This window comes from Methylocapsa palsarum (assembly GCF_900114285.1).
GTDB lineage: Bacteria > Pseudomonadota > Alphaproteobacteria > Rhizobiales > Beijerinckiaceae > Methylocapsa > Methylocapsa palsarum.
The window spans coordinates 1-11,659 of the sequence record NZ_FOSN01000036.1 but is presented as its reverse complement, the minus strand read 5'-3'; the positions used below and the strand labels follow the sequence as shown (position 1 = coordinate 11,659).

The 11,659-nt window shown below is 58.0% G+C and carries 8 protein-coding genes; all 8 read right to left on the bottom strand.

Annotation, left to right across the window (positions count from 1 at the left end; genetic code table 11):
- The coding region (locus BM177_RS20410) for a hypothetical protein (RefSeq protein ID WP_210185941.1) at nt 1-273 on the bottom strand (273 nt) is incomplete at its 3' end.
- Between the two features lie 20 nt (nt 274-293).
- The gene (locus BM177_RS18570; RefSeq protein ID WP_091686678.1) at nt 294-2,099 is read right to left on the bottom strand and encodes an AIPR family protein; all 1,806 of its coding nucleotides are present in this window, start codon (nt 2,097-2,099) and stop codon (nt 294-296) included.
- A gap of 1 nt (nt 2,100) precedes the next feature.
- Complete coding sequence (locus BM177_RS18565) at nt 2,101-3,105, bottom strand: PD-(D/E)XK motif protein (protein ID WP_091686676.1); 1,005 nt, start codon at nt 3,103-3,105, stop codon at nt 2,101-2,103.
- On the bottom strand, nt 3,089-5,956 hold the full coding sequence (locus BM177_RS18560) for a Z1 domain-containing protein (RefSeq protein ID WP_091686674.1): 2,868 nt from the start codon (nt 5,954-5,956) through the stop codon (nt 3,089-3,091). Before BM177_RS18560 ends, BM177_RS18565 begins: the two co-directional genes overlap by 17 nt.
- On the bottom strand, nt 5,953-7,419 hold the full coding sequence (locus BM177_RS18555) for an ATP-binding protein (RefSeq protein WP_175492704.1): 1,467 nt from the start codon (nt 7,417-7,419) through the stop codon (nt 5,953-5,955). Before BM177_RS18555 ends, BM177_RS18560 begins: the two co-directional genes overlap by 4 nt.
- 40 nt (nt 7,420-7,459) lie before the next feature.
- Nucleotides 7,460-9,640: a sigma-70 family RNA polymerase sigma factor gene (locus BM177_RS18550; RefSeq protein ID WP_175492703.1), complete on the bottom strand. Its 2,181-nt coding sequence runs from the start codon at nt 9,638-9,640 to the stop codon at nt 7,460-7,462.
- The gene (locus tag BM177_RS18545; protein WP_244532445.1) at nt 9,624-10,478 is read right to left on the bottom strand and encodes a WYL domain-containing protein; all 855 of its coding nucleotides are present in this window, start codon (nt 10,476-10,478) and stop codon (nt 9,624-9,626) included. The genes BM177_RS18550 and BM177_RS18545 overlap by 17 nt, the downstream gene beginning before the upstream one ends.
- A 529-nt stretch (nt 10,479-11,007) precedes the next feature.
- Nucleotides 11,008-11,535, bottom strand: coding sequence for a hypothetical protein (locus tag BM177_RS18535; protein WP_091686663.1), 528 nt, complete (start codon nt 11,533-11,535; stop codon nt 11,008-11,010).
- Nucleotides 11,536-11,659 lie beyond the last annotated feature (124 nt).

The following is an 11,659-nucleotide window of genomic DNA, read 5'->3' as shown; positions in this document are numbered from 1 at the left end:
CGAATATCTTTCACAAGCTGTTCTGCCGGGGCTTTCGCCGGCACGGATTTCTGTCTCATCTGCGCTCCTGAATGGGCTAAGATGAACCAGAAATCTCCCTTCAGAAAATACCCCGATTTGTCTCATGGGCGCTGACGCCGGACAGCTCCAGAATTCAAGCGGATCGTTATAGGCTGAATAGTGCTGGCAATAAATCACGCCGCCGTCGAGATTCCTGAAGGAATATTCTATCGCACCGCAAAATTTCAATAAAAATTGTTCTGATTTTGGCATTCTGGCGGTCTGCCCTCCGTTCAGAGAGGCTTGATCTCACTTATTCCCGTTCCAGGCGATGAAAAATCCGCAGATTTCACCTTCATCCACGTATCTGCACGCTTCGCCACTTCCGAAAATTGCTGACCCGGGGCGATCCTGTTAAACTCCGTATTCACGACCAAGGCCCAGTCCCAAAGCAGGTCTCGCAGGCCACCGGAGATACCCTGCCGCATCCAGATCTGCTCAAGGTCGAGCCTGTCGCCCATACGATCTGCGACAACAGACAAAACGTAGGTCGCGATGTCACTCCAAGCCTGAGTAAATGTCGACTTTGCCGCCTTCGCATTGATCATTTGCTGAATTGAATTGTACAAGAGCGCCTTGGCGATTATTTTCCGAAACCACTTTGCATCAAGTGGATCAGGCACAATCGATGGATCTTCATCGAGCGCCTTCATGAAGGCCCCAAAATTTTTTTCACCTTTCAACGCTACTTGGTTCGGCTTGCCACACCAAGCCTCGTGATATTTTGCAATGTCATTTTTGGTCAGCTTCCGATTTGGCGGGATCATCTGCTGCAGCTTCCGACGCTTCGCAGGAGTGTTGCCTTCTCTCAACATCATGACGTTGTAGGCACCAGCCGCGCGTTCGTAGAACCATCGTGACGCGCCGTCAGGGCACCAGGTTTCATTGGCCAGCTTTTCGAGTTGGACGTGAAACGGGCGGTTTGCCGATAGGTCCGACATCTTCACGGCGTTCTGGCTGTTCGCATAGCGGGAAACGTTGCTGATCAGCCGTTCGCGTGCCTCATCATGCGATTCCTTGAGAATAATGATCTTCGCGGGAACCATGACATGGCTGAGGTCTATCGTCTTATCGTCACGTGACGCAAAGTAGATAGAGGACGTAGTCTGGCCTCCATTTACGATCTGTAGACCTCTCAAGAATGAAATCCCGAGGTTTCCATCGTCCCCAAGTTTGAATGCCGCTTCGTCGCAGACGAGAACCAAGCCATTGTTGAACGCGAGGAAATGCTCTGGTTCCTTTCGGAGGGTTTCTACTATTCCCTTGTTCACGGTCTTCTTGGCACCCAGAAAAGTCCGCACGTTGGCTTCCAGCAGCCGCGCCCCAAACCTGAGGTAGAGATCTCGAATGATCTGCCCCGGAATTGCTGTCAGCGCATATTCATAGTCAGCATCGGGGTCGGGGACATGGACACAAGGAAGTGGCCTTCCTATGGACTGGACGAAACTGAGAGCCAGTTCGTCCCGAGGCTTGCCATCAGTGTGGCGGAACAGCCGCTCCATATCCATGGCCTCTACGGCCACCATCTTGTTCTGGACTTCCTTGTTCGAGAACCGCTTGGTCTTCGTCTTGCCGTCGGTAATCACGAACACCCGTAGTCGGTCGAGGCTACTCCAGCGGGATCGGATAGTCGCAACAAGATCTCGGACCGGATGGGTCGGATCAATCTTTGCGTCGAGGGTCCCGTTAGCAGCGCGAAACAGAAAACGAACGCCTTCACTGGCGGTGGCTACTGCATCCGAGTCCGCAAGATCTTGAAGTTGCTCGGTTCCAAAGTAGTGGGTGACAAACAGGTCGAGGGCGGTTTCGTCAGCGCTAAGAGCATAGCCAGTTATGCGCAGCTTTGCGTTGCCGACCTTGCCGTTCCAGTGACACACTACGGGCTCTTCGCAGATCACTGTCTCCGCCACATGCTCCATCACCGTTTCGGCAAAGACGAGCTCTTCCGAAGGGAATGGTCCTTCACCTGCCTCAACACGCTCGGCAATCGTAGTTTGCAGGTCGGAACGGAAGTTGCGGTGAAAATCTTCGAGGCTCATATCATTCCAGTCCAAATTCGTTGATCATCTCTGGAATCCCGATGGAAGGGATTTCGAGGGCGTCAAGGTCGAGCACATAAGCAGCTGAACGGATGGCAGCAGGCAGCGCGGCACGCATTAGGCGCGGCATGTCGCCTTCGACGCGGAGAGCTCTCGCGTCTTTCATTGACAGCGTGCGCCCGTAAAGAGTCGCATGTTCGTCGAGGAATCCCATCACCATGAGTAACGCCTCGAATGCGCGTTGCACGCCAGCTAATACAAACTTCTCGCGGAGTTCTGAAGTAAGGCTGACGAGCGATATCCCGTCGGCGTTTTCCTCGAAGCGGAACGCGCAGAGGAAGATCGGCACCCTGTCACCGTCCAGTTGCTCGATGCTGTTGATCCGCGCAAGGAAGCTGCCAGTTCGGACTGTGCTCTTCACCTCGATTGCGCCAGCCCGAACGTGGAAGTCCTGTGCCGACCGCAACGGTCCCCGCCAATAGTCGAGAGCACCCGCTCCGACGGAAGTGTCTACAAGCAGTTTGAGCATCAACAGCTCGCCGAGCAGGCCGATCTGCGCATCGGGGGAAAGTGGACGGTGCGTTCGAGCCATGAACGCCTGCCACTCCCTGACACGTTTGAGGAAGGCCTCCATCATGTCGCGGTTCGCTTTATCGGCTGCGGCCTCGAGCGACTTCAAAATATCGACGACCATGATGGCGAAAATTTCCCGTGAACCTTCGGGCCGCCTCACGAGGGCAATGGCCGTTTTCCCGGCGAGCACAGCCTGACCTTCAATTCGGGAGACGTCAAAGCCCTTGCCTTCGGGCAGCCGAGCCGAATCTACCGGACATGATCCTGGAAAGGAGACGATCAGTGCTTCCCTCACGAGGGGAAAGTGACAACCTGCTTCGACCGAGGCAGCGCCCATTCCCGTTAAGTGGACAAATCTCCAGTCTTCACCCGCTTCCCGGAGCGAAAGCGCTCGCCACGCACGTACGAGCCCTTCTTCAGTCCACCCACTCATTGAGGCCTCCCCACAGTACGCTGTTGGCAATGTACCTCGAGTTGGAGACCCTTCTCTTGGAAGTGCTGGATGGAAAACTGATTGCCCAGGCAACGACAGGATCAGCGTCCTTCAATTCGTCGACACGTGCACCCTCCGGATCGAGCAGGTAGAGCATCAGCAAGCCGCGTTCCCGGCGAGCCGGGATGCCTGTTTCAGTGTTGCCTTCCCCGAGAACGTGCCGGATCTGGGGACCTCTCGGTTCTGACGGAGGCTCCTTGCCCTCGTTGCGATCGGTGTCGTTGCGCCAAGTTTTCTGGCTGAGCTCCAGCGCCGCTTTCCATTGTGCTTCGGTCAGATCGATGGCCTGATCGCGAGACGAGATCAGGGTCTTTATCGAGTAGCGATCCGCATGTTCGGTCGTTCGATTCCGCTGCAGCATGTTGACCGAACAACCGCCTACAGTGCGGTGTTTGTCGTCCGGGCCACTGTCCTTTCCGATCAGTGCGACTGTCCAGCTCGTGAGCTCTCGATCCTTGTTCATCTCCTCTATGAAATCTGCGATCAGCGGACTCATGATCCGGAAGCTGGCCGGGTGCGTCCGGTACTCCCGAAGGAATGAGATCACACTCAGAGCCGCCACACCGCGCCATAGGTGACCATTCCACTTCTTACCATCTGGCACGAAGAACTGGTCGTTCAGGTCCTTTGATGGGCCGAGTGCCCTGATGAAGCGATCCGCAGTCTTGAAGTTCGTCGTGATGTCGTCCTTGCGGTTGGGGAACACGATGGTTTGGAGAAGATCGCCTGAATAGGTCAACTGCATTGCGCGAGCGTTCCTCATCTTGGCTCGCGAGGTGACGGTCAGCACGGAATGCGATTTCACGCGAAGACCGAACTGTTTGGGCGTGGCGCCTGCTGCGACCATGTTGTCGAACTCCTGGCGCAACTCTTCGGCCGCATCGGCTATATGGCCGAACCACTCCACCATTTCCTGCGACGTGTAGAGGCGGCAGACATCGAGGTAGCCGTCGCGATAGCCGAACCAGCGCCCCATCTGCATGAGAGTATCGTACATGCGTGCAGTTCTCAGGAAGTAGCTCGTGCACAGACCTTCGAGCGTCAGACCACGTGCCAACTTGTCGCCGCCAATGGCAATCACTTTGAGGCCGGTACTATCATTTTCGGCATAATCGAGTGCGTCTTTCGCGGTACCGTTGATCTCGCGCACGCGAATATCGGACAGGACATCAGGGAGTACGGCACGGATGGCCGCCCACGAGTAGTCTTCCAGCACCTCTCCTTCGACGAAGGCGTAGCGGATTCTCTGCATGTCGAGCAGGAAGATCTCTTCATATTCCTTGCGCATGGACGCCTCGAGGTTCGCAAGCTCGATGCCGCGGGAGTAGCGGCCCTTCAAATCGCGCACGTAATCGGCGACCTGGTTTACGACGACGTTCTGTATCGAGGTGAATCGCGTGACATGGATGAGCATCGAGGAATGCTTGCTGCTCTGTCCCCGCAGCTTCCGCACTGCACAGGCGTAAACGAAGGAACGGATCGCTTCTGCGAGCGAGTCCGGCACGTGGTCCTCGCCCCGCCAACGCGGCCGATAGCCGATTTTATGTCGTGGCGGCATCCAAGGCTGGAATTCGTTGTCCGACAGCGGACGCACCAGAGGCAGATCTTCGGGCATGCTGGAAGACGATCCGAAGACACGTCCCGGTCCGACATAGTTCGATGGTGCAGCAAGACTTGTGATGAAGGCGGCAGGGAAGAGATCCTGTCCGTGCTCCTGTGTTTCCCCGCGGTCATGAATGAATATGTTCGCGAAGGGCGTCGCCGTGTAGCCGACATAAGCCTTCCGCGAGAAGTGATGGAGGATTGACCGGATCAACCTGTTTATGGTCTTGGGTTCGTGTTCGAGGTCTGGGTTACCAAACTCGTCCACGACATCTTCACCCGTGTCGACCGATCCATGATCCGACTCGTCGTCGATCACTACTAGAGGCAGGTTGGTAACGAGCTTGCGGCCGGTTTCGGGGTCGACGTGATTGGCGACGCGGTTGCGAATCCAGTGCAGCAGACGCTCGAGAACCGTCTTGTTCTTCTTGACCACGAAGAGCCACGGTCGTTGTTCGGGACTGATGTTCATCTTTGCAGCAACAGCCGTATTGAAGTCGCCCTTGTCACTTCGATTTGTTGCAGCGTTGGGGCGGACGGAGGTGTCCTTATCGATTAGTCCCACCCCGACCGCGGGAAGCTCGTCAGCGTCAGCGATGGTGGCAAAGCCAAGGAATCCCTCGTCGAGGCGGATCTGGGTCTGCGCCCTGAGGTTGTTGTGCAAGCCCGCCAGCACTATGATGATCTTGTAGCCGGCGTCCGCGGCCTTGCAGATCAGCCCAGTGTAGTTTCCGGTCTTTCCCGACTGAACGTGGCCCACGACAAGACCGCGACGATCCCATGCACCCTCCCGGGTCGGATCCTCGAGTTGTGACAGGACTTCGTCCGTGGCGACGTCAAGGGCATCTAAGGCCGTCCAAGGGATGCGTGCTTCCATATACTCGGAGTAGCGCTGCCAATAGGTCCAGCCCTTCTTTCTATCCGCATCGAGCCAAGCGACATGGTCCTCACCGCTAGAAAGGGTAGCATTCTCGCCCACCGTGCGGCTTGATCGGCGGATCAGTTCGTCAACGAGTGCATCCCTATCGACAAGTACAAAATCATCCTCCATCATGATCGAGAGCTTGTTTATCTCCTTATCAATCATTTCCGGCGTGACAGGGCTCTGAGCGCGCTCCGCTGCGAGGCGGAGCATGTTCTGCGCCATGGAAAGGATTGAATCGAAAGCCTTCTGGTTCGAAATCGTCATTGTGTGTCTTTCACTTCAATGGCTGCAATCAGATTGAGGTGCCGGTCGAACGGGGGCGTGCGGCCAAGCCGCTCGCGCGCCTCGGTCGGGCTTAGACCGCGATACTTCATCAGAGCTTCAAACATCGAGGACAGCGTCTCCATCACCTCGTTGTCGGTCGCCCCAGCGAAACCTGTCCTCGGCGTCTCCTTGTCTTCCGCAGTATCCAGCCAGATGCGTTGCACTGGCACCGTCTCCTCGATGAGCCGGAGAAGAGCGAGGATGTCGGGTTTGAGCGAACCGGCGCGATTCAGGATCGAGGCGACGAGGTCATGGTCACGGGCAATCCGGTAGGATGTTCCTTGTGCCGACCGGCGCACCTGCCAAGTCTCTGTCAAAGCATTCGAACGTGACCCGGAAACTGGCGTGATGTGGCCCCGGTGCGCAAAGACCCGTCTTGCTCGGTCGCGAGTTTCCGATGCCAGATGGTGAAGCTGAGATCTCAGTCGTACCGGTGGACTGGCCGTCGATTTCAGGACATTGATTTTCCACTCGGCGTCCGCGCTGTTCGGTATGTCGAGCCGGATGCGGGCAAGCCTGTGAGCTTCATCGCGCGGCCATGGCTTGCCGCCATCGCCCAGACCCAGCCAGCCCCCGGCCAGAAGGAGACGCTTATTGCGGTATACGTAGAAGCCCTCCTGCTGCGTCCATCCTGCAGGCCCGGCTGCGGCGTCCTGTTCGGTGGGCTTGAGCATGTCTCGATGAGGAAGAACATGGCATTGGACTGTCACACCCGTGGTGTGTTGGATTTGACTCTCGGGTTTTTCAAGCGCCTTGCTGGGGTGTCCCATCAAGTACGGATCCCACGGCTTCACCCCTCTGCCATTGAGAAGGAGGCGAAGCTTGGGCTGTTGGCCATCGAGAAGGCGATGAAAGGTCATTGCAAGATGCGCCTCTACACGATCGACGAGCTCGATCATGTCGGTGGCGGCGAAGCCATCGGTCACAATACGGTCGAGCTTCTCCCAGAGGACGACAGTCCCGTGGTCCAACTGGTCGAGCGGTGCAAGCAGATGCTCTGATCCCGGCGCGGGACCCTCAAACAGTGGCCATTCGACGGCCGGATCCTGACCGATCAGGTCGAGATCCCAGCGCAGGCACACAACACGTCCGCCGTTCTGCCGACTGGCAACAGTCAGTCTTCGAGCCTGCGAGAAACTGGCCGTCTTCAGCCCCAACCCGAAGCGCCCAAGGTCACTCGCTGCGCGTTGAGCCCTCGGATCGCGTGCTCCGAGCCGCATTCCAGCCTCCAGCGAGGCGTCCTCCATCCCGCAACCGTCATCAATGATCCGAACCCAGCTTTCCGGACCCGCCCATTCGAAGTGAACGGAGACTGTGCTTGATCCCGCAGAAATCGAGTTGTCGATCAAGTCTGCTAGCGCGGTCGGGGGCGCGTAGCCGAGCCCCCGAAGAGACTCGAGCATCGAACCAGCGTGAGGAGGAGCATTTCTTGCACCCAAGACATTAGCTTTCCAACAAGAAGGCAAATCGGCCTAGTCTGGTGGAATGCCCCAGAACCCTCAGCGCCTTAGTTTCGATCTGACGTATGCGCTCGCGGGTCAACCCATATAGCTGACCAATTTCTTCGAGGGTCATTTCTGAGTCGCGCCCGATCCCAAAGCGCATCCGTATAATGTCTGCCTGGCGTTCCTGAAGTTCAGCGATGGCGTTCGCAATGATTCTTTCGGCCTCGGCCAGATCGAAGACATCCGAGTTTTCCTGCTCGGGCAGCAGAGCGTCCCAGTCGTCAATGCTCTCGGGATACTCAGCCTCGCGGGGAATGCTGCGGAACTGCCGGACCTGGTCAGCTGTCCATTCCAGTTCCACGGCGAGATCATCATCGGAAACAATGCCCTTGGACCGGACGCCGAGCTTGTCCATGGCACGATCAAGCTTCGTGAGATTTTCATGCCGATGAACGGGAACACGGATTGCTGTGCCTTCGTCCGCACGCCATCGCGTGATGGCCTGTCGCATCCAGTAGGTGGCGTAAATGAGAAAGCGATAACCGCGCTCTGGATCAAAGCGCCATGTGGATCGCTGCAGCCCCATGAAGGCCACTTGGAAGACGTCCTCCGGCTCTTCGCCTTCATGCACGTTCCGTGCTGCAAAGCGCCGCACATAAGGCAGGTGCTCCCGGATAAGACGCTCGGTAGCGGCTTCGAAGATCAGAATCTGTGCATCCAAATGGACGGCGAGCTCTTGGCACGCTGGATCCTGTTTCAGTATGCGGACCAGTTCCTTGTGGAACGCCAGAGAGAAATCGAGCGCATCGAGCGCCATGAGCGCTTCTCTTCGCCGTTTACCATCCATCACGCGACCATTGGTCTGCCAGGACTTCAGGGTTTCTGCCGCGGCCATGACCTCGGCCGTCTCGTCATGGCCCGGGCGCGAGGGAATAATGGTCCGCAGGGAGACAGTGCCCGGATCTCGGAAACCGTCGCGGATGTTGTCGACCACATCGAGGATCGTTTCGACGGCAACTTCGGAGGCGAGAATCCCCAGCTGGAGGTCCTGCTTTGCCCGGACCATAGGCTCCAGCAGCTGCAGTTCGTATGACTTGTCCATGACGAAGCGCCGCGTACCTGGCAGCCGCGTCGCGCGCGTGAGGACTGCCTCGATCGCATCAGGCAAGTCATCGGGCGATATGTCCGATCTGGCGTCCCAGAGCGCGGCATCATGCCCGTTCTCCTGAACGAGGTCGAAGCCCGCAGCTTCCAGGTTCCGCTGGAGATTGATGCGTAGTTCCTCGAGATCGCCATTCCCTTCGCAATGGGCGACGAGGCGATCGACGTCTTCGAATGACCACCATCCCTTCGCCAGCGTCTGCTCTACCCAGGTGGTGCAGATTGCCGGATCGATCGACAGCCGCGTGCCTGTCTGGACGACAGCGCGTTTGATCGATTGCCGTCCGCGGTTGCGGACCTTCAGGAAGTCATTCTCTGCACCGTGATCGACGGCTGCTGCGGCGCTGGAATCAATGCCCCCTCCAGCAATATTTGCAGGTGAAAAGTCGAGATTCCAATCACCATCCTCGTCATCAGAAACGGCACGTGCCGAACTGATGAGCGCGATGAATGTCCCCGACGCCGCTTCCCCTGTGTACTGACCGAAGAACTCCTCTGGTTCTGCCTCAGCCTCAAAACTCAGCAGGTTATCAAGGTTGTCAGTCGTATCATTTGGCTCCATCCCCTGGACCAAAGTGAAACGATGCTCTGGATCAGCATCGGTCCCGGCCGGAGCGGTCTCGATCTCCGCTATATCTTCGCGCTCATCGACGGTCTTCGGCTCCGGCGACTTCGCAACAAGCGAAGACAGCAGCTGCGCAGCGAGACCGTGACCTTCGGCAAATGCCACATCAGCGGGTGTCTGCCGGTTATGATTCAGTGATGCGGGGTTGGCACCCGATCGAATGAAGAGATCGCAAACGGCAAGATTCCCCATGCGGCCCGCTAGGTGAAGTGGCGTGTCCCCCTTCGGATCGGTCGCGTGGAGGCGGGATGATGCCGCGAAATCGGCAAGCTTCTCAGGCTTCCCTTCGGCAATCAGCCGAATCTCGAAAGAGCCGAGAACATGGCTTTCCTGTTCGCTCGTCGCTTGGGCACGATTGCCGAGGATGCGGGACAGTCTATCCATGAACTTCATGGACGACCTCCCTGTTGAGAAGCACGATCTGCTGGTCCTGCGGTTTCCTTGCGCCAGGATCAGTATCAAGCCCGAGGCGCCTGAGCGCATAGTACAGTAGCGCGCGTCTGACCTTGATCTTCGCCTTGCCCCCACGCATCCCGTAGTCGAGCGCGATGCCCCTGGCCTGGGTTTCGGAGAGGGCGGGGTGGGGCCCGATCTCCAGTGTGACCTCGTCGTTCCAGTCGCGGTCGTCCTCCGCAGGCACTCTGCTCTCCCGCGACCCTCGAATTTCGAGCATCCGGGAAAGCAGGAAGTCCTTGAACGCTTCGTCGGTCACGCAGAATGCCCGGGTGTGCCAGCGAAATCCGTCGAACCCAATGGCGTGCGGAACAATCCAGCGCCAACGCGGCTCCGGACTGGACAGGGACTGATACTTCACCTCAATCGCCTCGGAGCGGCGAATGGCACCTACCACCGACCGGAGTGTCACCGGATTGACGCCGCGCGCAGGTGTCGGCGCGGACGCAAAGGGCGGCAGATCGGCAATCCACGCATCCTCACGGTCGAGGATCCCGTCCGACACCGACCGCAGCTGCGCGAGGTAACGGCTCGCGTCAGGTTCGAGGAACCGGGACTTGAACCCGGGGCCACGGACGTAGGTCCGCGCGCACTTGTCGTAGACCATGTTGTCCGGTGCGAAGCCGATGTAACGGTTCAGGTCGGCGGACGCCTGATTCACCGAGACCCCGAACTGCTGCATCAGGTCACTGCGGTTCACGCGTCCGTCCCAGAACAGGCGGAACTCAATGAACTCGAGACGCTGCCCGACTCCCCATCGCAGTTCCGTCTTGTCCATCGGTACCATTCACGCCCAGCCAAACGACCCATACCGAAACTAGGCACGCCCAGTTACTGGCCTATCTCTGCAAGCTATCGGAGAAGCCCCGCACTTTCAATCGAAAAGGGGCGAATGACTGAGCACCACAACCGATATTTGGATCAGAAATGTTGTTCGGCGTGGGATCCCAACGCCGATCGGCACGGCAAGTAACTGAATTTACGGCGCCAGAGGGGTCATTCTCTGAAGCCGATTCACACTCGCTCATGCCGGCAAGAGCGGACGGCGCGCCGTCTCGGCTTTCATCGCCACCGCCTTCGCGCAAGTCGACGCCGAGGCCACGAAAACCCAATGGCGCAAGGTCCCCCGCTTCAGCACCTCCCACTTGATCAGACCGCCAGTCTCACTGTCATTCTCCGGCACATCGCCGGAGACGGGCCGCCTCAACCTCGCTGGGCCAGAATTCTTTGCCTCGTCTCTTTGCCGAATTTCGAACGAAACGCCATCCTCGAGAACAGGATCGTCGTCAGGACGAGTCTTCCACAACTTATCCACGGCAAGACGGGTGCGCTCGGCCTTGAGCACGCCATTGATGAGCTTCGAGTGACTTGAGGTGCGGTTTGCTACTGTCGTAGACGTCGGGTGGCGGAAGCGCCGGGGCTCCAATCGCACCTGAAATCTCGGTATACCAGACATCGGCTGATCGCACGCGGGTCAGCATCCCGTAGAGCAGTTCCATGCGCAAGCCACGAAGACGCGCGCCCGACGAACGCTGTGTTGCCTGTCCTAGTATCAGTCTGAGATTCCAGCCCGGCTCCCGGAAGGTCGTGGCGGCGAAAGTCGAATCGAGATGGACCTCGGTCTGGGTTCCAAACCTCGCCGCAGCGGGTTCATTGGGTTCAATGTCCTTGGGCTTTCCCGCCAGGTCGGAGCAATTCTTCTCCATCGCCTCGTCGATGACCTGGGGCGGCAGAATCATGCGGACCACTTCGCCGTCGTCGCGGACGCGCCAGGAAAGCCCGCCTTCCCCGGCTGCATTCCAGACAGCGACCTCATGTCCGGCGTCAGCGCCCATGAGACAAATCGGGGTATTTTCTGAAGGGAGATTTCTGGTTCATCTTAGCCCATTCAGGAGCGCAGATGAGACAGAAATCCGTGCCGGCGAAAGCCCCGGCAGAACAGCTTGTGAAAGATATTCG

Coding starts and splice junctions, on each gene's coding strand:
- BM177_RS18570 (WP_091686678.1), bottom strand. CDS start 2,099: ATGAGCCTCGAAGATTTTCACCGCAACTTCCGTTCCGACCTGCAAACT.
- BM177_RS18565 (WP_091686676.1), bottom strand. CDS start 3,105: ATGAGTGGGTGGACTGAAGAAGGGCTCGTACGTGCGTGGCGAGCGCTT.
- BM177_RS18560 (WP_091686674.1), bottom strand. CDS start 5,956: ATGACGATTTCGAACCAGAAGGCTTTCGATTCAATCCTTTCCATGGCG.
- BM177_RS18555 (WP_175492704.1), bottom strand. CDS start 7,419: ATGCTCGAGTCTCTTCGGGGGCTCGGCTACGCGCCCCCGACCGCGCTA.
- BM177_RS18550 (WP_175492703.1), bottom strand. CDS start 9,640: ATGAAGTTCATGGATAGACTGTCCCGCATCCTCGGCAATCGTGCCCAA.
- BM177_RS18545 (WP_244532445.1), bottom strand. CDS start 10,478: ATGGACAAGACGGAACTGCGATGGGGAGTCGGGCAGCGTCTCGAGTTC.
- BM177_RS18535 (WP_091686663.1), bottom strand. CDS start 11,535: ATGGGCGCTGACGCCGGACATGAGGTCGCTGTCTGGAATGCAGCCGGG.